We start from the raw sequence: 23,565 nt of genomic DNA, 5'->3' as shown, positions 1-23,565 counted from the left end.
CTTTTTTTATTATAGTGTGAATTTTTGTATTATCCATAATATTACTTGAATCTGGATGAAAATCAAGTATTTTTTGCGATTTTTTAGTAAATTTTGAAAGTGAAGCGTTTCACTCAGAAAAACCGCTCCACAACTCATTCAGTTAGTTAAGTATTTATTGCCAGCTGCTTTTTCTAAACGGTTCATAATCGCTTCACCAATTCCATCTCTGTCATATGGTTCTGCTAAAATGAGCGTTACGTCTGTATGATCAAAAAGACGTAAGCCGTCATATAAGCGTCTTGCGATATCTTCCATTTTTTGTTTGCTGCCGATTTTAATTATATTTACGGACGCATTAATTTCGCTGGCGAGTTCATCTGAAACTAGCAAGCCAACACTTTCGCCATTTTCCTCAGCCTGTTTAATTTGCTCTTTCCAAAAAGCAATATCGCCTTTTACGAGATAAACTGGTGCTTCAGGGGCGTAATGGGTATATTTCATGCCCGGTGCTCTTGGGGTTTCTTCTTTTGTTTCAATATTTTTAGCTGATTTCACTTGACCGATAACTTTTTCAATTTGTTCGATTGATACGCCACCAGGGCGCAAAATAGTTGGTATTTCTTCTGCAAAATCGATAACAGTTGATTCTAAGCCTACGCCTGTGCTTCCGCCGTCAATAATGGCGGCAATTTTTCCGGTTAAATCTTCTTCTACGTGCCGAGCGGTTGTTGGACTTGGACGTCCAGAACGATTAGCACTCGGGGCAGCTACTGGGCGCCCTGTTAGGCGAAGCAATTCTAAGCCTACTGGATGAACAGGCATCCGCACACCGACTGTATCTAATCCAGCGGTTGCATTTTTCGCAATACTACCTTTTTTCATTGGCAAAATAAGCGTAAGAGGCCCTGGCCAAAACACATCAATTAATTTTTGTGCTTTTTTAGGAATTCGCTCGATGAACTCGTCCATTTGGCTCGCACTCGCAATGTGGACAATAAGCGGATTATCAGACGGGCGTCCTTTTGCTTCAAAAATTTTCTGTACGGCTTTTTCATTTGTTGCATCTGCTCCTAAGCCATACACGGTTTCTGTCGGGAATGCGACTGTTTCGCCGTTTCTTAGAAGCTCTGCTGCTTCGTTATAAATCTGTTTGCCTTGATCAATATTCCAAAGTTTCGTTTCCATCTTTGAAAAACTCCTTTTTTGACTTCTATTCTCTATTTTAACCGTTTTAAAGCTTTTTTTCACCCGTCTAACTAAAAAAATCGGCATATTTCCGATGAAACTGGGAAATTACGCCAAATATAAAACTAAATCAGTTATCCACATTCTGTGGATAATAATTTTGTCAATGGGGATAAGTTTTTGTGAACCTGTGGATAATGTTAATAAATGTGTTGATAAGTGGATTTTTAATATTAAAATTTGGTTAAAAATATTTTTTTGCACAAATTGTTATCCACAGATGAAAATAAAATTTAAGACGCACCTTCGCAGGAACGTCTTTATACCAACATATTTGAGCAAACCACAATGCGATCTTTATTGTTAATATCTTTGTGGATAACTACTTCTGCTTGTGGAAAACTTTTTTGCAATAATTTTTGGACGGCTTTGCCTTGTGCATAACCAATTTCAAGTCCAATCCAAAACTTTTCATTGACTAGCTGGGGTAAATCATTAGCGAGGCGCTCATACATTGCTAAGCCTTCGTTTTCGGCAAATAGCGCAAGCTCTGGTTCATTTTTCAACACATAATCGGACATTTCTTTTCGCTCGACTTCCGCAATATACGGCGGATTGGCAACAATCATATCAAAAGTTCGGGCTGCCGCCTTGAACGCTGCTACTAAATCGGTCTGAACGAGCTCCACTTCCACTTCTAAAACTCGGCTATTTTTTTCTGCTACTAAAAGAGCTTCTTTGGATATGTCTGAAGCCGCTACAGTGAGACGTGGCACGCTTTTTTTCAGCGCGACAGCAATTGCTCCACTTCCTGTACAAATGTCTAAAACCGTGCGTATCGCTTCTTTCTGGGCTACTCGTTCTGCAAGCAAAACGAGTTCTTCCGTTTCCGGACGTGGAATAAGCACGTTTTGATCCACATAAAAATCAAAACCATAAAATGGCGCTGTATTTAAAATGTACTGGACGGGCTCACCGTCTAAATAACGTTTAAAATCCGCCTGAAACTGCGCTTCGCTTTCAGCAGAAAGCCCATCCGAAAGGCGCGTCCACAATTCTGACCTTGTGTATTCTAGGCGTGTTTCAAGTAAAATTTCAGCGGCATTTAGATCTAAATGCCGCTCTTCTAGAATTTGTTTTGCTTCTTTTAGTACCGAAGAAATTGTTTTATTCTGCATCGTTTAAATGCTCCAGCTTGCTCGTTTGATCTTCCAAAATGAGCACATCGATAATTTCATCCAATTTCCCTTCCATAATTTGGTCGAGTTTTTGAATCGTTAAGCCGATGCGGTGATCCGTCACACGATTTTGCGGGTAGTTGTATGTCCGAATCCGCTCCGAGCGGTCGCCTGTTCCAACAGCCGATTTACGCGTTGCATCGTATTCTTCGCGCGCTTCGCTTTCAAACTTGTCAAAAACACGTGCGCGTAAAACTTTCATCGCTTTTTCTTTATTTTTAATTTGTGAACGTTCATCTTGCATGGACACCACAATCCCAGTCGGAATATGTGTTAATCGAACGGCTGACATCGTCGTATTGACACTTTGTCCGCCAGCCCCAGTTGAGGCGAACGTATCTGTGCGAATATCTTTATCTTGAATATCGATTTCAACATCTTCCGCTTCTGGTAAAATTGCAACGGTTGCCGTGGACGTATGAATGCGCCCGCCAGATTCGGTTTCTGGGACACGCTGAACACGGTGAGCGCCGTTTTCGTACTTTAGGCGAGAATATGCTCCGTCACCTGTAATCATGGCGATAACTTCTTTGTAGCCACCAATTCCGGTTGGGTTTGCGTCCATAATTTCTACTTTGTAGCCACGCGATTCTGCATAGCGACTGTACATTCGGAATAAGTCACCAGCGAATAAAGCCGCCTCATCGCCGCCCGCCGCCCCGCGGATTTCCATAATAACGTTTTTATCATCATTTGGATCTTTGGGTACAAGTAAAAGTTTCATTTTTTCTTCGAGCTCTATTTTTTCTTCCTGCAAGCCAGAAAGTTCTTCCTTCGCCATTTCGCGCATATCGTCGTCGAGCTTTTCCGAAAGAAGCTCTTTTGTTTCCTCAATTTGACTCGTCACTTCTTTATAATGACGATAAGTTTCAACCGTTTCAGCAATTCCCGACTGTTCCTTTGACAAATCACGCAAACGCTTTGGATCAGATACAACTTCTGGATCACTTAAAAGTTCATTTAGTTCCTCGTAGCGGTTTTCCACCGCTTGTAATCGGTCATACATATTCTTAGCACCTCACTTAATCTGCTATCGGCGGATGAGCGTGACATTTCCGACAAACTGGATAGTACTGGTCATTTCCACCAATTAAAATTTGTTCTCCTGTATAAACAGGCTTCCCTTGGTCGTCTACACGTAAAACCATCGTTGCTTTTTTGGCACAAAACCAACAAATCGTTTTCATTTCTTCGATTTTATCCGCATAGAGTAGTAAATATTTCGATCCTTCGAAAAGCTCATTTTGAAAATCATTCTTCAAACCATACGCAATAACTGGAATCCCTAATTCATCCACAATATTGGCCAGTTCAAACACATGATGTTTTTCTAAAAACTGCGATTCATCTAAAAGCACACAAAATGGTCGTGGATGCATTCTTTTCACTTCTTCAAAAATATTCGTATCCGAGAAAACCGGTGTCGCATCACGTTTTAAACCAATACGGCTAGAAATCACGCCCACCTTATCGCGGTCATCAATTCCTGATGTAAAAATCACAACTGGTTTATTTTGCTCTTCATAATTATGAGCCACTTTTAAAATTTCAATTGTTTTACCGCTATTCATTGCCCCGTATCTAAAAAATAACTGCGCCATCACCTTTGCCCCTTTTCTTAAACTCTTTTCCTATTCTAACACAGCCGAAGAAAAATTGGGATAATGAACAAAAAAAATCGAGTGCAAAAAGCACTCAATTTTAGAATTTATTCAAATACAAGCGAGCCGCTCCCCTCAACTTCAAGCGCAAGCACATTCGCCTCCGCATCAAAGCCTTGAAGCACACTCATTAGGTTTGTTTTCTTGTCATGCGGGGCAAAAATTAAAATCGTCGGACCTGCACCACTTAAACAAGTCGCGTAAGCACCTTCTGCGCGCGCAATTTCGCGAATTTTAACAAGATGAGGCACTAGCTTTGCACGATATTTTTCGTGCCATAAATCGCGCTCCATCATCTCTCCCGCAAGCGTCATGTCATTTTGGAGCACGGCCGCAATCATCACGTTCGAAATCGCGCTCGCAGACACCGCCTCTTTATACGCAAGCATTTCGGGCAAAACATTACGACTCTCACTGGTTAAAAGCTCCGTTTTAGGAATAAACGCTAAAATCGCGCAATTTGGAAACAGGTGACGCACATAAAAATCAGCGTCCTTAAGTTTTGCGCCTACGACCAAGTTGCCGAGCACGGCTGGCGCCACGTTATCTGGATGCCCTTCAATTTCAGCCGCGATTTCAACTTTCCGTTCTTTCGACAAGCCAAGATTTCCTAGAAAATTCGCGAGTTCAATTCCCGAAACAACAGCAGCCGAGCTACTCCCCAAACCGCGTGCAGTTGGAATATCGCACGTCATTTTAAGCGCATGCGGCGTTAAATCTGGCACAAGCGATAACGCCGTCGAGATAATGACATTCGTTTCGTCATTCGGGATGCCGCCGCCTAAGTCATGCTCAATATGCCATTTTGAGCTAGCTTCCCCAATTTCAAGCGTCAAGTAAAGAGTTAGCGCGAGACCGCACGAATCAAATCCCGGCCCTAGATTGGCAGTCGTTGCAGGTACACGGATACGCATTAGGCGTTCACTCCGTTTTGCAGGTGCGCGCGCATTTCATCGACGTTTTCAGCATGAATGATGTTAAAATCATGCACACTCATCGCCGTGTCAGGGTCTTTAAGGCCATTTCCAGTAAACACACAAACAACGGTTTGACCCGGCTTGATTTTACCATTTTTCACATGTTGAATGACGCCTGCAAGCGATGCGGCTGAACCCGGTTCGATAAACACGCCGTCTTGCCTAGCCACTTTTTTGTATGCATTTACAATTTCATCATCTGTCACGGAGTCGATATAGCCATTTGATTCGTCGCGTGCAGCTTCTGCCAAACTCCAACTCGCAGGATTCCCAATTCGAATCGCCGTCGCAATCGTTTCCGGATTCGCAATTGGTTCGCCTTTTACGATTGCCGCTGCCCCTTCCGCTTCAAAGCCGTGCATCGCCGGACGTCCAGACGCGAATTTGTCGTCCCATTCTTTGAACCCTTTCCAGTAAGCCGAAATATTTCCCGCATTGCCAACTGGGATGGCCAAAACATCTGGTGCCTGTCCAAGCTGTTCGCAAATTTCAAACGCAGCCGTCTTTTGACCCTCTAGGCGGTAAGGGTTGACTGAATTTACGAGAGTCACCGCTTCCGTTTCTGCTAATTTTCTAACCGAATCAAGGGCTTCGTCAAAGTTCCCCTGAATCGCGATGATGTCGGCGCCGTACATAACAGCCTGTGCGAGTTTCCCGAGTGCCACTTTGCCGTCCGGGATAACGATGTATGCTTTCATACCCGCACGAGTTGCGTAGGCTGCCGCTGCCGCTGATGTGTTCCCCGTCGAGGCGCAAATAACCGCCTCAGCACCTTCCTCTTTCGCTTTCGCAACCGCCATGACCATGCCACGGTCCTTAAACGAGCCCGTCGGATTTAGTCCTTCGTATTTGCCGTACAAGTTCACACCCAACTCTTTGGATAAATGAGGCAAAGGAATAAGTGGCGTATTGCCTTCCGCAAGCGAGATGAGCGGTGTACGTTCTGAAATCGGTAAAAAATCTTTATATTTATCAAGAAGTCCTTTATACATATTACTTAACCCTCCACAACTGCATATTTAGTCAAAATGCGTATTTCTGGTTCTTCTTCTGCGCGGTTTAGTGCCACACTTAGTTGCGCCTTGCTAATTGAATGCGTCACGATCACAACCGTTGCCGTGAATTCATTGAGTGGCTCCTGAATAATTTTATCAAATCCGACGCCAGCTTCAGCAAAAATTTGCGTTAATTTTAAAAATGTCCCCGTCTTGTCGTCCATTTCCAAACGTAAATAATACTTGGAGTAAACTTTTTCTTTTGGCGTATGTTTCGTTTCGTGAATGAAGCTATTAAACGCGTTTCCGTTTGTGCCAAGCTTACTATTTTTCGCCACCGTAATTAAATCGCTGACAACGCTAGTCGCGGTTGGCAATTCGCCAGCGCCAGGACCGTAAAACATTGTTTCGCCTACTGCTGCACCGGTTACAAAAACCGCATTATTCTCATAGTTCACTCCCGACAACGGGTGTGCTCTTGGAAGCAGAACTGGTCCAACGTCAACACTTACCGAACCGTCTACTTCTTCCGCACGGCCAACAAGTTTCACCTTGTATCCTAATTGATAGGCTGTCGAAATGTCTAGCGGAGAAATTCCACGAATACCCGTTGTTTCGACATCATCTAAACGAACATTCATACCGAACGCTAGTCGTGTTAAAATAACCATTTTGCGCGCCGCATCAATTCCGTCCACATCACTTGTTGGATCAGCTTCTGCAAAACCTAGGTCTTGCGCTTCTTTTAAAACATCATCATAACTTTTATTTTCAGTAGTCATTTTTGTTAGCATGTAATTGGTCGTCCCGTTTACAATACCCATCACTTTTTGTATTTTATCTGCCGCTAAGCTGTTTACAATTGTTCGTAAAATCGGAATGCCGCCTGCCACACTTGCCTCATAAAATAAATCGCAACCATTTTCCTGTGCAACCGTAACAAGTTCATCTCCGTGGATAGCAATTAAATCTTTATTCGCTGTTACAACATGTTTCTTGGCTTTCAATGCGCGCAAAATATACTCACGTGCAATATCAATGCTACCCATAACCTCAACAACAACCGCAATTTCTGGATCTTCAAAAATATCATCCGGTGTGGTCGTAAGTGTAAAACCTTTCGCCTCGTATCTGCGATTTTTTTCAAGATCACGAACAAGCACTGTTTTAACGGTAATATTGTAGCCCGTCACTTGACTAATTTTTTCTTGGTGTTCTTCTAAAATATGAATGACGCCACTGCCGACTGTCCCAAAGCCTAGCACGCCTACTTGTAAATTTGCTTTCACATGAAAACCTCCTTATTAAATTGTTCACTTTTCAAAAAAGTAATTAGTGCTATTATACGCAAATCCTGACATAAAAGTAAAGCTCATTTGCGAACTTTCCCATTTTTTTAATTTAACTGACAACTTTTCGTCAAAAAGAAAAACACACCCCATTAAATGAGGTGTGCGCAGTATTTCGATTATTAAGCTTCCAACATACAGAATTATTTGATTCCGTATTTTTTGTTGAAGCGGTCCACACGTCCGTCGGCAGTCGCGTGTTTTTGTTTACCAGTATAGAATGGGTGTGAATCAGAAGAGATTTCGACACGTAGTAACGGATATTCGTTACCATCTTCCCATTGAATAGTTTCACTTGAATGTTTAGTAGAACCAGACAAGAATTTGAAATCAGTACTAGTATCAACGAAAACAACTGGACGGTATTCAGGATGAATTCCAGCTTTCATTTCTTTTCAACTCCTTCGCCCTGAATCATCTGAAACAGAGTAATTAACTGCAGAAAACACACAGTACAATAATTATAACAAGCACAGCGAAAACAAGCAACAGTTATTTTTTAAACATTTGTTCTTGTAACAGCTCAAAAAAGGCCTGATTCGTATCTGTCTTTTTCATCGAACGAATAAATCGCTCTGACATATCTAGCGAGTCCCCTTGAAGCGGCATTGTTTTTCTGATTTTCCAAAGCTGCTCTAATTTTTCTTTTGGAAGCAGCAACTCTTCTTTACGCGTACCTGAACGGCGAATATCAATCGCAGGGAAAACACGACGCTCAGCAAGTTGACGGTCCAAATGAAGCTCCATATTACCCGTACCTTTAAACTCTTCGTAAATCACATCGTCCATTCGCGAACCCGTATCAACTAAAGCAGTTGCCAAAATCGTCAGACTCCCGCCTTCTTCAATGTTACGCGCCGCTCCGAAAAAGCGTTTCGGACGGTGGAAAGCCGCTGGATCAATCCCACCTGAAAGCGTTCGGCCACTTGGCGGAATAACCAAATTATACGCACGCGCCAGACGAGTAATGCTGTCCATCAAAATAATGACGTCACGCTTCTGTTCTACAAGACGCATCGCACGTTCTAAAACGAGTTCGGCGACTTTAATATGATTTTCCGGAACTTCATCAAATGTTGAACTAGCAACGTCCGCTGAGACCGACCGTTCAATATCCGTTACCTCTTCTGGACGCTCATCAATTAAAAGTACGATTAGTTCGGCTTCCGGGTGGTTCATCGTAATTGCATTCGCAATTTCCTTAAGCAAAATCGTCTTCCCTGCCTTAGGTGGCGCAACAATTAGCCCCCGCTGACCAAAACCGATGGGCGCAACCATATCAATCATTCGCATTGAAATTGGGAATTTCCCTGTTTCAAGCGCCATCTGTTTATCCGGATAGAGCGGCGTCAAGCCAGGAAAATGCACACGTTCTTTCGCCACTTCAGGATTCTCACCATTGACTGCTTCTACGTGTAGCAAACCAAAATAGCGTTCATTTTCTTTTGGCGGACGCACCTTTCCAGAAACTTTATCACCTGTTCGTAAATCAAATCGTCTAATTTGCGAGGCCGAAATATAAATATCCTCCGAACTTGGCGAATAATTAATTGGGCGCAAAAAACCGAACCCTTCAGAGGGAATGATGTCTAAAACGCCTTCCATGAAGAAAAATCCCTCTTTCTCCGCATTCGATTTCAATAGCGCAAAAATAAGTTCTTTTTTCGTTAATTTGCTATAATACGCAATTTTGTGTTCTTTCGCAAGCGCATAAATCTCTTTGATTGTCAGGCTCTCTAAATATGCTATGGACAGTTTAGCCATATGTGTACCACCTTTTTTTATTTTTGTTTAAACTAGGGATTTGAAATAAATGGAAGGAAAAGACGGGGCAGAGGAATTGCCCCGCTTTTGTTTTAGAAGGCTATGCCAAATTGCTTTCGGCGATTTCTTTATAAATATCCGCTCCTAAATCGGAGAGTTTTTGAATAATATTCCCGTAACCGCGCTCAATATGCTCAACGCCTAAAATTTCCGTTTGGCCTTCAGCAAGCAAACCAGCGATTACAAGGGCGGCGCCCGCGCGGAGATCGGTTGCCGTTACGCGTGCACCAGAAAGGGGTGTTTTCCCGTAAATAACAGCCGTTCGTTCATTTTGTTTAAACTGCCCGCCCATGCGCATGAGCTCGGCGATATGCTTAAACCTGCTCGGGTAGATTGTGTCCGTCACAATGCTGTCCCCGTCCGCTTGTGTTAAAAGCGTCGTAAATGGTTGCTGCAAATCCGTTGGGAATCCAGGGTAGACGTAGGTTTTCACGTCCACTTTTTTAAAGGCAATGGCTTTTTTGACTAAAATGGAGTCTTCTGAAATCTCTAACGGAACGCCCATTTCGGCTAATTTCGCCGTAATCCCCTCCAAATGATCTGGAATGACATTTTGAATCTCAACGCCGTCGCCTATTGCGGCCGCTGCAATCATATATGTCCCCGCTTCGATTCTGTCCGGAATAATTGTGTGGTGACAACCGTGTAGTTTCGGCACGCCAGTAATGCGAATAGTGTCCGTTCCGGCCCCTTTAATGTTCGCGCCCATATTAGACAACAAGGTAGCAACATCAATGATTTCCGGCTCTTTTGCCGCATTTTCAATAATCGTCTTACCTTCTGCTAAAACAGCAGCAAGCATAATATTAATGGTGGCACCTACACTGACAACATCCATGTAAATTCGCGCGCCACGCAATTTGTCGGCACGCAAATAGATTGCGCCTTGCTCGTTAGTTACCGTTGCGCCTAGCGCCTCAAAACCTTTAATATGCTGATCAATTGGTCGCGGCCCCAAATAACATCCGCCTGGCAAACCAACAACCGCCTTTTTAAATTTACCAAGAAGCGCGCCCATCAAATAATAAGAAGCACGTAATTTTTTTACATTTCCATTCGGAAGTGGCATATCCACAATAGTACTAGGGTCAATAATCGCGGTTTGGCTATCCGACTTCACTGAACCACCTAGTTCAGAAACAATATCATACAATGTATGAACATCAGAAATGTCTGGAAGACCTTCAATCGTCACTTCAGAATCTGCCAAAATAGCTGCTGGAATTAAAGCTACCGCGCTATTTTTAGCCCCATCTACGACAACTTTTCCAGAAAGTCGTTTTCCCCCATTAATTACTAACCGATTTTCCATGCCAATCCCTCTTTCTTTTAATCTCACTTGCTATTATCTCTAAATCCTAACACGTTTGCAAGCTAATCGCCACTAAACCCGCTTACTGCTCGGATTTCTTCGTCATTTTATTTTTATCCGGAATAGCAATTGCAATTGCACCAAAAACAATACAACTATAATACGTAATGATGCGCCACAAAAGTAGCGCCGTTAAAAGTTTCACGGAAACGAGCAGCGGCCCAAACAATAGCGTAAAGGTATATTCCGCACCACCCGTTCCACCAGGCGTCGGCACAACTGTCGCAAACATCATAATAAACGCATGGAACGTTATCACCATAAAAAGATTTAAATTCGAAACCCCTATTCCTAGTAAAATAAAATAGGGAATGACGAAATACGCCCAAAGTTGCAAACTCGTATATATGCTCGCACTCCAAATGAGCTTCCTGTCATGACTAATACGCCCACTTTCTTCATGAAAAGACGCAATTTTATCATCGACAACCGCTTGAATTTTTTGGATCCGTTCTTTCTTCATGAACCAACTAAACGGCTTCAAAATAAGGTGAACCAATTTCGCAGTGAAGCGGTAACTTTTCCCTACTAAGATAAGTCCAACGACTACCGCCAAATGCACGGTGAAGCCAATTAAAACCAGATATTTAACTTGTGGGAGAGCGCCTGTTAATAAATAGTGAAAACCAAAAATGAGGACGACGATGAAATTGATGACAATCATCGCCTGATAAATGATGAATTTAAATAATAAGATGGAGCTTGCGACACCAATGTCTAGCCCTTTCTTTACGAGCGCGTATAATTGCGCGGGTTGTCCGCCTGCTTGCATCGGGGTGATTGTATTGAAGAACTGACCAATCATCGTAATGCGGAACGAGGAAAAAAAATTTTCTTTTTGGAAAGTAGGCAAAATGCTTTTATGTAACACAACCGCTTCAAAAAGCCAGTAAATCAGCATAAACAAAAATGCAACGAGCAGCCACCATACATTGACGTTTTTAATTTCTTGGATAAATTGCTCCATATCAACGCCGCGAAACTGCCAAATGATAAAAGCGCTACTAATGATGAGAATTAAAAAGATGTTCAGCCAATTCTTACGCGCATTTTTGCTTAACTTCACCTAGGTTCACTTCCTTACTAAATCATGATAAAATTCATCCCAAATCGCTGTCAAACGGTCCTCCGAATAAAATTCCGCGCCGCGCTCTGCTTTTTCTAGCAGCGCTGCATATTTATCGTCATTCGCTTTTAATTCTGCAATTTTAGTAATGAAATCCGTATTATTTTGCCCTTCTTCATAATAACCAGACAAAATTTCTTTGTATAAATCAAGGTCGCGAAGCAGTACTGGAACGCCTGTACTCATCGCCTCCAAAATCGCCATGGGGAAAAGTTCATTGTACGACGGCATAAAAAATAAATCTGCCATATTGAAGCAGCCATTCATTTCCGAGCGGTCAATGATCCCAATGAATGTCACATTCTCAGGCGGTTTGTCATAAATTTTTTTCAGCTCCTCATAGCCCGATGTAATCTTCCCAAATGAAAAGCCCCCCGCCCAAACAAATTGCACGTCAGGCAATGATTTTGCGACTTCAATAAAGTCAAGCACACCTTTTCGGTGCTGTACTTGTCCTACACCAAGCACGACAAATTTATCAGCGGGAATTTGATATTTTTTGCGAAACATTTCTTTTTGTTTTTCATCCGAAAAAAATGTTTTTTTAGAAACAAAATTAGGGATATAGTGGATTTTTTCTGAAGGAATGTCATACGCTTCTAGTTTTGGTATGAAAGAAGGGTTTACAACGACAATCTCATCCATTCTCTTATAAAAAGAAATTAAATATTTATAAAAAACAGCACGGGCAATTCCCGGTAATTTTAAGCTACCTTCCATCGTTTCTGGTAAGAAATGGACATAGCCAACCCGAACCCCGCGCTTTTTCTTGAAAAAAGTAGATAAATAAAAATGAAAATCTACCGTATGATAATGTGTAATCTCCGTTTTATGAAATTTATTAATCGACATCTCGATTTTATCTTTCAGCCGTTCATCAAGCAGATTAACAAGTTCTCTGTAAGCAGAGGCTACACCTTGCCCTTTCACTTTTTCTGCCGATGAAAGCATAGTTAGCTTAATCACGACGCGATGACCTACCTTTCCGTATATGCGTATTCGATGTTAACGAAAAAACTTGCGATGCCATTTTACTCTTAATGAGCGTTCGTTGCCTGTTCAGCCGCTTTTTGTTTTCCACCGAATAATAAATATCATATATTTCTGCATAGGTTGCTTCAATTCGCTCACCAAAATGGTCTGCGGAATAATTATCTACTTGTTTAAGTGCATTTTTCGCTAACTCTCTTGCCAGCTCTTCATTTTGAAGCGCCATAATTAATGTTTCGGAAAGCTCATCGTCTGTTTCAAATAAAAATCCAGTTTTTTTATCCACTAAAATGTCTTCGATGCTTTCATCCTTTTTCGCGACAACCGGCAACATTGAAGCCATCGCCTCTAAGTAGGTTAATCCTTGTGTTTCAGAAGTTGAAGCACTCACAAAGAAGTCACCAAGCTGGTAGTAGTCGCCAACTTCACTCCACTCCACTGCGCCCGTAAATATGACCGCATGCGAAAGCGAAAGCTCTTCCACCAACTCTTCTAATTCTTTACGAACTGGACCATCACCAACCACTACTAATTTGGTAAAAGGGAGTTCAGCTAAAACGCCTGGCATGGCTTGAATAATCGCATCAATATTTTTTTCATGCGCCACACGTCCCAAAGAAAGGATAACCGCATCCTGCTCTCCAATACCCAACTGCTTTTTCATTGCCGCTATTTTGCCTGAAGAGGCTTGATCGCACATTTGAATGTTCGTGCCAGTTGGAATCGTATAAATATGTTTATAAATTCCGCATTCCTCTAGATGATGGCGCACTTTTTGCGTCGGTGCAATAAGTGCCTCATAACTATCACAAAAAGATTTTGTCATCTTGCGCACCATTTTTGGTGTTAAAATTTTACCATTAGCAATATAATGCAAATAATCCTCATACATTGTATGGTATGTATGAATGGATGGAATGGAGTATTTTTTAGCAATTTTTTTACCGAGTAAACCTAAAGAAAACTCCGTATGCGTATGAATAATATCTAACTTTAATTCGCCAACAAGGCGGATAAACTTGTTCATGCCCGCAATCGCAATTCTTCTCTCCGGGAAAAACACAAATGGAATACTTGGCAACCTAAACACGCGTCCCTCTTCGCTTTCTCGATCAGCATTAGGGTCGGTTGTTGTAAATATATATACGTTATGTCCTCTTTTTCTTAACTCCGTCTCCATTGTTAAAATGGACGTAGCGACCCCGCTGATTTGCGGACTGTAGGTATCGGTAAAGATTCCTATATTCATTACTATCCCTACTCTCTTTCCGTGTTGGTTCATTCATCAAAACGTTCTTTAATCTATCATCATATATTATACATGTTTATTAATAGCTTTTTCATGCGCCCTTAGAACGATTTTTTTCTAAGCATTTCTAGAAGCTAATGATAAATTTTGCAATTTCCACCCCTATAACTGTTTTAATGATAACATAATCTACTTACTTTCACACAAAATATAATTTTTAACAGGTTTTAAGGAACAAAAAAGAAGCAGAACGATTTCTGCTCCTTCCATAACCATTCAATTTTTGATTTACGCTTTACCGTTAGAACCAAATTCTTGAATTTTTTCAGTAACTGTTTTAATGATTGCATCAACACCAGGTCCGATAACTTTACGTGGATCGTAAACTTTATCGTCAGTAGCTAATTTTTCGCGAACAGCTGCAGTCCAAACAATTTGGCACTCAGTGTTTACGTTGATTTTGCTGTGACCTAATTCAATTGCTTTTTTAATTTGGTGTTCAGGAATTCCAGAACCGCCGTGAAGTACAAGTGGAGCACCTGTAAGTTCGGAGATTTCTTTCATTTCATCAAAGCCAAGTTTTGGTTCGCCACTATATGGACCATGAACAGATCCAAGTGCAGCTGCTAATGCATCAATACCAGCTTCTTTAACAACGCGCAGACATTCTTCAGGATTAGCGTAACTAATTCCGCCTGTAACGCCGTCTTCAGTACCACCAACAGTACCAACTTCAGCTTCTACAGAAACACCTTTAGCGTGAGCATAGTCAACAACTTTCTTAGTCATTGCTACATTCTCGTCAATTGGGTGATGCGATCCGTCGATCATTACGGATGAGAAACCTGCGTCGATTGCTGCTTTACAAGAATCAAAGCTTGAACCATGGTCTAAATGGATAGCAACAGGTACAGTGATTTTAAGATCTTCAACAAGACCTTGTGTCATCTTAACAACCGTATTGAATCCTCCCATATATTTAGCAGCACCTTCAGATACTCCTAGGATGACTGGTGATTTTTCAGCTTCCGCAGCTTTCAAAATAGCTTGAGTCCATTCAAGGTTGTTGATGTTGAATTGACCTACAGCATATTTCCCAGCTAATGCTTTTTTCAGCATGTCTGTCATGTTAACGATAGGCATAATACAATTTCCTCCCTCAGGAATTTAAAATTTGAATTTCCGCCGCGAAAAATAGTGGCAGCTATTTTTCCCTAACACGTCTATAATAACAGATTTGTGATTCATTTACCATAAAAGTTGCGAATTATTTTCTGAAAACGCTTTAGCCCCTAGGGTTTAAAACGCCCTCTAATCTTCCTTCCTATAAAGCCTAGCGCTCGCCACCTCTTGATTCGCAAAAACGCGCAAGGCTTCCGGTAAAACTTCCAATTCATACGGCGCATTTCCGCCATAAACGCCGTCATAACTAATATTTAAAACTTCCTTAGATTCCAATTTGACACGTTTCACTTGGCGATGGATTACGTGCGGGCTTTCAAGATGCGTTCCGCGTTTTAATAGCAGAAATAGCGAAAACAATTTGGCTGGTGATACCTTTTTTAGAATCAGCAAGTCAAAATAGCCATCATTAATTTTGGCAGGCGGACAAAGCGATTCAAGCCCACCGACCGTGTGGGAATTGCTCACAAAACAAATTAGCATCTGACCCTTGAAGCGCTCGTCGTCAAATGTAATTTCGACAGGCGTCGCTTTGAGATTTGGCAGCATCTTTAAGCCATCAAAAAGGTACGCCAGACGCCCATAACGATTCTTTTTCGCCTCCGGCACCGCGTATGTAATTTCCGTAATTTTTCCAGCAGCTACATTATTAATAAAAAATTCGTCCTGATTCGCCTTGCCAATATCGATGCCAACAGTCTCGCGATTAATAATGCTGTTTAGCGCTTCAAGCGGATCTTTATTCACGCCCAAAGCCCGCGCATAGTCATTCGTCGTTCCCATCGGTAAAATTCCTAAAACGGGGCGTTTAGACGACTGCATGATTCCGTTCACAACCTCATTCACCGTCCCGTCACCGCCAGCCGCAATGATGGCCGAAACACCAGACTCCGCTGCTTTTTTAGCAAGCTTCAAAATACTTTTAGGCTCACTTGTAGACGACACAAGCGTCACGTCAAAATCCGCCTCATTCAACTTCTCTTCAACGAGCGGCATCCACTTCCGGAACTTATTTTTTCCAGCCGCTGGATTGTATATTAACACTATTTCTTTAATCAAACCTTCCCCTACTCTCCCTTTTATGCTAAATTCAGTTTGCAATACACGTAGGGATATTGTCAAATTTAAAAGCCTCCTAGACATAGAAGGCTTCAGACTAATAAAAAACGGACATTTTCGGAGTTCTTGCCTGCGCTTCGCCTCACTTCTCACATGGTCGGACAAACTACGTCCTCCCTGTTTTCAGTTATCATGTACTCGAATACACGCCATCTCAACGTTTGTCATCAGCCTGATTGTGCGTAATACGTTTTGTTTGGCTTACGTGTTTGGCATTTTTCTACAAGGCTGGATTTAACGTATTAGCGAAACTTTGGTTTCAAGACATTATTGTAACTTGAAAAATCTTCCTTCGCCTGATATTTTTCGAAAAAAGCTGGCTCAATCGTAAACAATCGCTCTAAAAACAGTGTTTCAACTTTGAAGATCGTTTCGAGTTCAGCCAAACTAATCACTTGATTAGATAAAATGAGCTCCAAAATATTTCGGATTTTCCCAGGCCGTTTAAGTGGGATTTCTGAATCAAGCGGCTCCACAAATTTATATTTTTTTTTCGCAAGCTGTCTGTAAAAATAACTATTTTGCTGCGGCGTAAGAAAACCTAATCGGTATGCTCGCATTTCTAAAGCTTGAATTGATACATTGTATTTCGCCTTAAGTTCCATATAGGAATCTGGATTAGAAATATGCCGAAGTTCTTGCAAATCTTTAACAATATTTTTTTTCGGTAATAAGAAACAAGCGGCAAATAAGTTGGCTTCATTTTCAATTTTATTATAGTCTTCTTTGTCTAAAGCTAGCATATCAATATTGTTATGCATCAACAAGTGACCTAGTTCATGCGCCAAATCAAAATTTCTTCGCACTGCCGATTTCTTTATACCGAGAACAATAATGGGTATTTGACTAGCTGACCAAGCACTATAGGCGTCGGTTTTGTCGCCTACATCCTTCTCTACAATATGAATGCCAGACTTCTCAAGTTGAAGCAGCAAATTTGCATTATCATCTGTTACACCAATAAATTCTTTTGCTAGTGCAGCGATTTCCTCAATACAATTTTTTGATTCGCTTCTCTGATAATACATCTTCAAGCATTTTTCTCTTAGACTTAAAATAGTACTCTTAGGCGAACTCAGGAAGCTTTCTAGCGATGTAATAACCTCGTGAACAAAATTCAAATATTCCGTCTCTGAAAACGCCCGCTTTCGGCTAGTCATATCGGCTGCACGATAAATAATTTGTTCTTCTTTAAACACACTCGGAACTTTTAATTCTTGTAAGAAAAACTGTGTTTTTACTCCAAAAAGTCTTTTAAGTTCAACAACGATTTCAAATTTAGGGTTCGTTACTTGATTTTCAAACTGCCAAACAGCTTGTTCAGAAACCCCAAGCTTCTCCCCTAGTTCTTTTCGTGACAAGCCGTACAAGGCTCTGACCCTTTGAAGATTATCACCTCTAAACACAACGATTTCCTCCTCATTTAGTTTCCAATTTCTTCGCCTTCTTCTGGTAGCGTCGTATATCCATAATCCTCAACACTACCAAACTCAACTTCACCAGAAATCGATTCATATTCATTTTCCTGGATAATGACATCACTGCTTTGTAAATATGATGATAGTTTCTGTACACTATGTAACTCCCCAGTTTCGGCATCTGGTGCTACAATTTCTACACTTATAATCTCTTTTGTATGGCTATCCGTTTCATATGTCACAATATAAAATTCCGAAAAATTTCTTTCTCGGATTTCTTCTGTTTGCTCCCATTTTTCAAAATCCAAAAACTGTAATTGGATAGAAACGCCTTCCTTTTTCACCCGTCCTTGACGGAGTTCCTGAATCCATGGATTATTTACTTTCGCTAAGTCTACTAGATATTGGCTTTTTTTATGCGAAGTTTGGAACGTTCGTTTCAGCCGCAAAATATTTTTAACAATAAATAGACACTTGTTATCTTTTCTACCAAAAGCAAATTGAAGATATTCCCAAGATTCACCCGCTTTAGCGAGTTGGTCTTTTTCAATTAAGCCCGTGAGTTTTCTTGAAACAGCATCATCAATATGGTTCCCTTTAACAAAAGCATAACTTGCCGAAACTTTCAATTCTTCCTTTTTTGTCTACGTATTTCTAAATAGTCTTTATATCCTTGTAAGATGCCATCTACAATGGCTTGAGCTTGTTGTTCATTCACGATTTCTCTATTCATTCTCATACCTCCTACAATGTTGTTATCTAACATTATAGCACCAAGCAATCACAAAAATAAATCAAAAGCTACATTTTTTTCTTTTTTTATAAAGTAATTACACAAATAATGCAACTCAGCCTGAACCTGAGTTGCACTCACATAATTATTTAACTGCCGCGCCGATAAAGCCTTTGAACAAGCTTTGCGGACGATTTGGTCTGGAAATGAATTCTGGGTGATATTGACAAGCAACAAACCACGGGTGATCTTTTAATTCTACCACCTCAACAAGACGGCCGTCAGGGCTAGTTGCTGAAACAATCATGCCTGCCTGCTCCATTTGTTCACGGTAGTCATTATTGAACTCATAGCGATGACGGTGACGTTCCTCGACAATCGTTTCCCCATAAGCTTCTGCCGCTTTCGTGCCTTCCTTAATTCGTGCAGGATAAAGCCCCAAGCGAAGCGTTCCACCCATGTTTTCGATATTTTTTTGCTCTGGGAGTAAATCAATGATATTATGTTTTGCTTCGGGGTCGATTTCAGCGGAATGCGCCCCGTCAAGCTTAAGAACATTTCGCGCAAACTCAACTGTTGCCAGTTGCATACCAAGGCAAATTCCAAAGTACGGTACTTTGTTAACGCGCGCATATTCAACAGCAAGAAGCTTTCCTTCAATTGCCCGGTCGCCGAACCCTCCGGGAACTAAAATCCCATCTGCATCTTTCAAAAGTTCCGTAACATTTTCTTTTGTGACTTTTTCCGAATCAATCCAGTCAATTTGAATCTCCGCATCATGTGCATACCCAGCATGCCGTAACGCTTCCGCTATAGAAAGATACGCGTCTTGTAAGGAAACGTATTTCCCAACGAGCGCAATCCGAACTTTCTTCGATAAATTTTGCACGCGGTGTACAAGCTCCGTCCACTCAGTCATTTCAGCTGGTGGCGCGTCTAATTTCAAATGGTCGAGCACGATTTGATCCATTTTTTGTGCTTGTAACGAAAGAGGCACGTTATAAAGCGTATCTTCATCGCGGCTTTCGATAACTTCGGATGCTTTAATATCACAGAAAAGGGCAATTTTTTCCTTCATTTCTGTGGAAACGGGTTGTTCTGTGCGTACCACAATAATATTTGGTTGAATGCCTAAACTACGCAGCTCTTTAACACTGTGCTGAGTGGGTTTAGTTTTCATTTCGCCTGCTGCTTTAATGTAAGGAATGAGTGTTGTGTGGATATATAGGACATTTTCAGACCCAACATCGCTTTTGATTTGGCGAATCGCTTCAAGGAACGGAAGTGATTCGATGTCCCCCACGGTTCCGCCAATCTCGGTAATGATAATATCTGAATTTGTCATTCTTGCCGCTCTAAACACGCGGTCTTTCAGCTCGTTTGTGATATGCGGGATAACTTGAACGGTTCCGCCAAGATAGTCGCCGCGGCGTTCTTTTTTAATGACCTCTGAGTAAACTTTACCTGTTGTGACGTTGCTATATTTATTTAAATTAATATCGATAAAGCGCTCATAATGCCCCAAATCTAAATCTGTTTCGGCACCATCATCTGTTACAAAAACCTCACCATGTTGATACGGGCTCATTGTTCCCGGGTCCACGTTAATATATGGATCGAATTTTTGAATTGTCACACTTAATCCGCGGTTTTTCAGCAGTCGCCCAAGTGATGCTGCTGTAATCCCTTTACCAATAGATGAAACTACGCCACCTGTTACAAAAATATACTTCGTCATTAAAAAATCCGACTCCTTCCTTTTCCAAAAAATAGCGGTTAAATGGACTTAACCTTCGGGGTGAACTCTATTACTTCAAAACGTCCCTACAAATAAAATCACCAAATGCAATTAAATGTGCTTGCACTTGGTAATTAGGAAATATTTTATTCAGCTTCCGCCAAATAAAAAACGCTCCTACTTTCATAAAAAGTAAGGGAGCGCTAACTGAACATATCCGTCCCAATTAAGGGAGCCCAAATAAAATACTACATATGAAACAAGAATAAGTCAAGTGTTTATTTTTTGTAAGCGACATCATCGCTTTGTACGTCCTAAAAAAAATCACCCGAATAATTTTCGGGTGATTTTTCATTTTATTCTTCTGGATCTTCCGTGTAATCTCCGTCGCTATAGTCATCTTCTACTGTAGCAAGTTCGCCTTCAATCCCGTCAGGCAAGTGGTCATCTGCGTCCTCGTCTTCATCGACTAGGCCGTCTGAGAGTGAAATTTCTTCTTCTCCGAGTTCTTCCACTTCGTCATCTTCTTCGTATTCGATATCGTCATCCATGATATCTTCAACCTCTTCATCTTCATCATCGTCGTCATCTTTTTTACGTTTTTTCTTCGGTTTCGTTTGTGTTTGAACTTCTTCATCAATGGCATCAATTGGATACCAAGCGCGAAGCCCCCAAGTGTTGTTTCCTAGTGAAATAAAATTACCGTCGATGTTCATATCTGTATAAAATTGAACTAAACGCTCTTTCATTTCGTCATCTGTCAACTCTAAAAAGTTTTTAATTTCTTCAACTAATTCTTTAAAATTAATAACTTCTCGACGATTTTCTAAAACATAATGCGCGACTTCAATTAAAGATACTTCTTTCCGCTCTTCTTGAGATAAATTACTTAAATCCAAAGCTGGCACGCCCTTTCGTTAAACTACATTTATTGTTTCTTTCATCATTTACTTTTTATTCAACTTAACCATTTTACATGTTATCACTGGCAAGCACAACCATAAATTTTACATCTGTCAACTTTTCTTTACGATTTGATACCCTATGTAGAAAAATAAAATGGCCATTAATAAAATCGGAATCGAACCAAGTTGAAAATTATACAAAATATAAATTGCGATGCACAGAAATACAAAAAGCAGCGCTAAAGTTACTATTCGCTTCATTTTAGAATCTCCCGTCATCAAAATGCCTCCGTGATTTAACTTTAAAACATTTTGTTATTCTCGTCAATGACTAGGCTGGAAGAAAAAGTTCGGCAAGCGATACACCGCCTGAATGCCGAACTTCCATTTCATTACATCTTTTCAGGAGCTGAAACACCAAGTAGTTTAAGGCCATTACGAAGCGCAATTTTAACTGCTTGAATTAAAGCTAGTCTTGCTTTTGTCAGCTCAACAGCTTCTTTATCAAGAACCTTATTGACATTATAGAAACGATGGAATGCACTAGCTAAGTCATTTAAATAGCGTACAATTCGGTGCGGCGCGCGTTTTACTGCCGCTTCAGAAACGACATCTGGAAAATCGCCAAGCACTTTTAACAAATCAAATTCCGTTTCGGTTTTTAATAAACTTACATCGGCGGATTCTTCCGCACGAAGATCTTGCTCTTCACCTGATCTTAAAATGCTAGCAATTCTGGCATGCGCATATTGCACATAGTAAACTGGGTTTTCGTTGGACGTGGATTTCGCTAAGCCCATGTCAAAATTCATATGCGTATCTGAGCTTCTCATCGCGAAGAAGTAGCGCGTTGCGTCAAGGCCAACTTCTTCAATCAAATCGCGCATTGTTACTGATTTCCCTGTGCGCTTACTCATTTTAACTTGCTCGCCATTTTCATAAAGGTGAACGAGTTGGATGATTTCTACTTCAAGTTGTGTCGGCTTATAGCCTAACGCTTCAATTGCAGCTCTCATACGTGGAATATACCCGTGATGGTCGGCTCCCCAAACATCAATCAGCACATCAAATCCGCGGCTCAATTTATCTAAATGGTAGGCAATATCCGGGAAGAAATACGTATAACTGCCGTCCGACTTAATGAGCACCCTGTCTTTATCGTCATCAAAGTCCGTGGTACGTAGCCACGTTGCTCCTTCTTCTTCAAAGACATATCCATTAGCCTTTAACTTTTCAAGAGCAGGAAGGATTTTATTATTTTCATAAAGAGAAGTTTCAGAGAACCAGTTGTCGAAGTGCACCCTGAACTCGTCCAGATCCGCTTTTAATTTCGCTGTTTCAAATGCAAGTGCATCTTTCTTAAACACCGCATGGCGCTCTTCCTCGCTTGTTTCCACATATTTATTGTCGTATTTATCCGCAAGCTCTTTCCCGAGCGCAATAATATCTTTTCCGTGATAGCCATCTTCTGGAAACTCTTTTTCAAGCCCTAGCGCCTCAAAGTACCGCGCCTCAGCGGACAGCACAAGGTTATTAATTTGATTTCCCGCGTCGTTAATATAATATTCACGCGAAACATTAAACCCTGCCATGTCTAAAATATTGGCCAAAGAATCGCCAATCGCCGCTCCGCGAGCATGACCAAGATGGAGATCTCCGGTTGGATTGGCGGAAACAAATTCAATTTGAATCTTTTCCCCTTTCCCAAAGTCCGATTGACCATACTTTTCATCCTCATTCAAAATGACCGGCACTAAATTGGTTAGGTAAGAATTATCCATAAAGAAATTAATGAATCCCGGCCCAGCAATTTCAACCTCTTTAATCAGCGCATTATTCGTGCCGATTTCAGCCACAATACTTTCGGCAATTTGACGCGGCGCTTTTTTAGCCACACGCGCTAATTGCATCGCGATATTGGTTGAGTAGTCTCCGTGTGATTTTTCTTTTGGTACTTCAAGTAAAATATTAGGTATGCTATCTTCATCAATCGCAAGGGCCGCGATTACAGCTTGCTTAATCCCCGCGATTAAATCATTTTCGTTTTTTTGAATGATGTTCATTCGTTCATTTCCTCCTCTATTCGCATGTTTACTTCGTATGAGCCGATAAAGGCTCCACCACTAAGTAAATCGTACTGAAAAGCAATTTTTCCGCTGAGCGGATTTTTTTCAAACGCTTCCGTGTAGCCAATCAATTCTGACTCAAAAACTAGCTTTCCAGCCCCGGAATCTACTGAAGCAACACTTCGCTTTTTATCTTTAAAAAAGTGCATGCGCATACTTACAGCGCCACTGCGGAGCAACAAAAGTTCTTCCTTAGAGATTTTAAGAACTGAACGTATTACACCAGCAACTTGTTTTTCTTCATAGTGAAGATAATGACTGTTTTCATCTTGATAAAAAACACCAGATACAGACATTTCCGTTTTTTCTTCTGCATTCATCTGTCTGACAATATTTGTAATATGAATTTTTACGGGCGTGCGTGTTTTCGTCATTTTTATGACACCTTTCCAAACA

The 23,565-nt window shown here is 41.1% G+C and carries 22 protein-coding genes; all 22 read right to left on the bottom strand.

Annotation, left to right across the window (positions count from 1 at the left end; all coding sequences use genetic code 11):
• Positions 1-138 precede the first annotated feature (138 nt).
• Positions 139-1,167 (bottom strand): L-threonylcarbamoyladenylate synthase, encoded by a 1,029-nt coding sequence (locus tag CFS04_RS05950; RefSeq protein ID WP_088809705.1) that lies wholly within the window; start codon positions 1,165-1,167, stop codon positions 139-141.
• 320 nt (positions 1,168-1,487) lie between these two features.
• Positions 1,488-2,345 (bottom strand): peptide chain release factor N(5)-glutamine methyltransferase, encoded by an 858-nt coding sequence (gene prmC, locus CFS04_RS05945; protein ID WP_088809704.1) that lies wholly within the window; start codon positions 2,343-2,345, stop codon positions 1,488-1,490.
• The gene (gene prfA / locus CFS04_RS05940; protein ID WP_088809703.1) at positions 2,335-3,411 is read right to left on the bottom strand and encodes a peptide chain release factor 1; all 1,077 of its coding nucleotides are present in this window, start codon (positions 3,409-3,411) and stop codon (positions 2,335-2,337) included. Before prfA ends, prmC begins: the two co-directional genes overlap by 11 nt.
• Before the next feature lie 16 nt (positions 3,412-3,427).
• The gene (locus CFS04_RS05935; RefSeq protein WP_088809702.1) at positions 3,428-4,006 is read right to left on the bottom strand and encodes a thymidine kinase; all 579 of its coding nucleotides are present in this window, start codon (positions 4,004-4,006) and stop codon (positions 3,428-3,430) included.
• 107 nt (positions 4,007-4,113) lie between these two features.
• Complete coding sequence (thrB, locus tag CFS04_RS05930) at positions 4,114-4,980, bottom strand: homoserine kinase (protein WP_088809701.1); 867 nt, start codon at positions 4,978-4,980, stop codon at positions 4,114-4,116.
• Positions 4,980-6,035 carry a threonine synthase gene (gene thrC / locus CFS04_RS05925; RefSeq protein ID WP_088809700.1) on the bottom strand — a complete coding sequence of 352 codons (1,056 nt, stop codon included), beginning with the start codon at positions 6,033-6,035 and terminating at the stop codon, positions 4,980-4,982. Before thrC ends, thrB begins: the two co-directional genes overlap by 1 nt.
• 5 nt (positions 6,036-6,040) lie before the next feature.
• Positions 6,041-7,327, bottom strand: coding sequence for a homoserine dehydrogenase (locus tag CFS04_RS05920; RefSeq protein ID WP_088809699.1), 1,287 nt, complete (start codon positions 7,325-7,327; stop codon positions 6,041-6,043).
• Positions 7,328-7,530: 203 nt separating this feature from the next.
• Positions 7,531-7,776: a type B 50S ribosomal protein L31 gene (locus CFS04_RS05915; RefSeq protein WP_007476851.1), complete on the bottom strand. Its 246-nt coding sequence runs from the start codon at positions 7,774-7,776 to the stop codon at positions 7,531-7,533.
• A gap of 103 nt (positions 7,777-7,879) precedes the next feature.
• Entirely contained in the window at positions 7,880-9,151 is a 1,272-nt protein-coding gene (gene rho, locus CFS04_RS05910) for a transcription termination factor Rho (protein WP_088809698.1), read from the bottom strand.
• A 100-nt stretch (positions 9,152-9,251) separates the two neighbouring features.
• Positions 9,252-10,523: a UDP-N-acetylglucosamine 1-carboxyvinyltransferase gene (locus CFS04_RS05905; protein ID WP_088809697.1), complete on the bottom strand. Its 1,272-nt coding sequence runs from the start codon at positions 10,521-10,523 to the stop codon at positions 9,252-9,254.
• 82 nt (positions 10,524-10,605) lie between these two features.
• Positions 10,606-11,649: a lysylphosphatidylglycerol synthase transmembrane domain-containing protein gene (locus CFS04_RS05900; RefSeq protein ID WP_088809696.1), complete on the bottom strand. Its 1,044-nt coding sequence runs from the start codon at positions 11,647-11,649 to the stop codon at positions 10,606-10,608.
• Positions 11,650-11,655: 6 nt separating this feature from the next.
• Positions 11,656-12,675: a glycosyltransferase family 4 protein gene (locus CFS04_RS05895; protein ID WP_088809695.1), complete on the bottom strand. Its 1,020-nt coding sequence runs from the start codon at positions 12,673-12,675 to the stop codon at positions 11,656-11,658.
• Positions 12,668-13,948 carry a glycosyltransferase family 4 protein gene (locus tag CFS04_RS05890; RefSeq protein WP_088809694.1) on the bottom strand — a complete coding sequence of 427 codons (1,281 nt, stop codon included), beginning with the start codon at positions 13,946-13,948 and terminating at the stop codon, positions 12,668-12,670. The genes CFS04_RS05895 and CFS04_RS05890 overlap by 8 nt, the downstream gene beginning before the upstream one ends.
• A gap of 288 nt (positions 13,949-14,236) precedes the next feature.
• Positions 14,237-15,091 carry a class II fructose-1,6-bisphosphate aldolase gene (fba, locus tag CFS04_RS05885; protein WP_088809693.1) on the bottom strand — a complete coding sequence of 285 codons (855 nt, stop codon included), beginning with the start codon at positions 15,089-15,091 and terminating at the stop codon, positions 14,237-14,239.
• Positions 15,092-15,259: 168 nt separating this feature from the next.
• Positions 15,260-16,189: a diacylglycerol kinase gene (locus CFS04_RS05880; protein ID WP_088809839.1), complete on the bottom strand. Its 930-nt coding sequence runs from the start codon at positions 16,187-16,189 to the stop codon at positions 15,260-15,262.
• A gap of 302 nt (positions 16,190-16,491) precedes the next feature.
• Positions 16,492-17,655 (bottom strand): ImmA/IrrE family metallo-endopeptidase, encoded by a 1,164-nt coding sequence (locus tag CFS04_RS05875; RefSeq protein WP_088809692.1) that lies wholly within the window; start codon positions 17,653-17,655, stop codon positions 16,492-16,494.
• A 17-nt stretch (positions 17,656-17,672) separates the two neighbouring features.
• On the bottom strand, positions 17,673-18,296 hold the full coding sequence (locus CFS04_RS05870) for a hypothetical protein (protein WP_088809691.1): 624 nt from the start codon (positions 18,294-18,296) through the stop codon (positions 17,673-17,675).
• A 249-nt stretch (positions 18,297-18,545) separates the two neighbouring features.
• Positions 18,546-20,138, bottom strand: a complete 1,593-nt coding sequence (locus tag CFS04_RS05865) for a CTP synthase (protein WP_088809690.1) — start codon at positions 20,136-20,138, stop codon at positions 18,546-18,548.
• Between the two features lie 356 nt (positions 20,139-20,494).
• Positions 20,495-21,037: a DNA-directed RNA polymerase subunit delta gene (gene rpoE / locus CFS04_RS05860; protein ID WP_088809689.1), complete on the bottom strand. Its 543-nt coding sequence runs from the start codon at positions 21,035-21,037 to the stop codon at positions 20,495-20,497.
• Positions 21,038-21,154: 117 nt separating this feature from the next.
• A complete protein-coding gene (locus tag CFS04_RS12990; protein WP_162859622.1) occupies positions 21,155-21,304 on the bottom strand; it encodes a hypothetical protein in 150 nt (49 codons plus the stop codon).
• Between the two features lie 131 nt (positions 21,305-21,435).
• Positions 21,436-23,106, bottom strand: coding sequence for an arginine--tRNA ligase (gene argS, locus CFS04_RS05855; protein WP_088809688.1), 1,671 nt, complete (start codon positions 23,104-23,106; stop codon positions 21,436-21,438).
• Positions 23,103-23,543, bottom strand: a complete 441-nt coding sequence (locus CFS04_RS05850; protein ID WP_088809687.1) for a DUF1934 domain-containing protein — start codon at positions 23,541-23,543, stop codon at positions 23,103-23,105. The genes argS and CFS04_RS05850 overlap by 4 nt, the downstream gene beginning before the upstream one ends.
• Between the last annotated feature and the right edge of the window lie 22 nt (positions 23,544-23,565).

The sequence above is a fragment of the Listeria sp. ILCC796 genome, from assembly GCF_900186175.1.
Taxonomy (GTDB): domain Bacteria; phylum Bacillota; class Bacilli; order Lactobacillales; family Listeriaceae; genus Listeria; species Listeria goaensis.
The sequence above is the reverse complement of the archived record's forward strand: the minus strand, read 5'-3'. Positions and strand labels throughout refer to the sequence as shown.

What these genes read in the sequence shown, in the direction of transcription:
- CFS04_RS05950 (WP_088809705.1), bottom strand. Translation starts at nt 1,167, where the DNA reads ATGGAAACGAAACTTTGGAATATTGATCAAGGCAAACAGATTTATAAC.
- prmC (WP_088809704.1), bottom strand. Translation starts at nt 2,345, where the DNA reads ATGCAGAATAAAACAATTTCTTCGGTACTAAAAGAAGCAAAACAAATT.
- prfA (WP_088809703.1), bottom strand. Translation starts at nt 3,411, where the DNA reads ATGTATGACCGATTACAAGCGGTGGAAAACCGCTACGAGGAACTAAAT.
- CFS04_RS05935 (WP_088809702.1), bottom strand. Translation starts at nt 4,006, where the DNA reads ATGGCGCAGTTATTTTTTAGATACGGGGCAATGAATAGCGGTAAAACA.
- thrB (WP_088809701.1), bottom strand. Translation starts at nt 4,980, where the DNA reads ATGCGTATCCGTGTACCTGCAACGACTGCCAATCTAGGGCCGGGATTT.
- thrC (WP_088809700.1), bottom strand. Translation starts at nt 6,035, where the DNA reads ATGTATAAAGGACTTCTTGATAAATATAAAGATTTTTTACCGATTTCA.
- CFS04_RS05915 (WP_007476851.1), bottom strand. Translation starts at nt 7,776, where the DNA reads ATGAAAGCTGGAATTCATCCTGAATACCGTCCAGTTGTTTTCGTTGAT.
- rho (WP_088809698.1), bottom strand. Translation starts at nt 9,151, where the DNA reads ATGGCTAAACTGTCCATAGCATATTTAGAGAGCCTGACAATCAAAGAG.
- CFS04_RS05905 (WP_088809697.1), bottom strand. Translation starts at nt 10,523, where the DNA reads ATGGAAAATCGGTTAGTAATTAATGGGGGAAAACGACTTTCTGGAAAA.
- CFS04_RS05890 (WP_088809694.1), bottom strand. Translation starts at nt 13,948, where the DNA reads ATGAATATAGGAATCTTTACCGATACCTACAGTCCGCAAATCAGCGGG.
- fba (WP_088809693.1), bottom strand. Translation starts at nt 15,091, where the DNA reads ATGCCTATCGTTAACATGACAGACATGCTGAAAAAAGCATTAGCTGGG.
- CFS04_RS05865 (WP_088809690.1), bottom strand. Translation starts at nt 20,138, where the DNA reads ATGACGAAGTATATTTTTGTAACAGGTGGCGTAGTTTCATCTATTGGT.
- CFS04_RS12990 (WP_162859622.1), bottom strand. Translation starts at nt 21,304, where the DNA reads ATGAAGCGAATAGTAACTTTAGCGCTGCTTTTTGTATTTCTGTGCATC.
- argS (WP_088809688.1), bottom strand. Translation starts at nt 23,106, where the DNA reads ATGAACATCATTCAAAAAAACGAAAATGATTTAATCGCGGGGATTAAG.
- CFS04_RS05850 (WP_088809687.1), bottom strand. Translation starts at nt 23,543, where the DNA reads ATGACGAAAACACGCACGCCCGTAAAAATTCATATTACAAATATTGTC.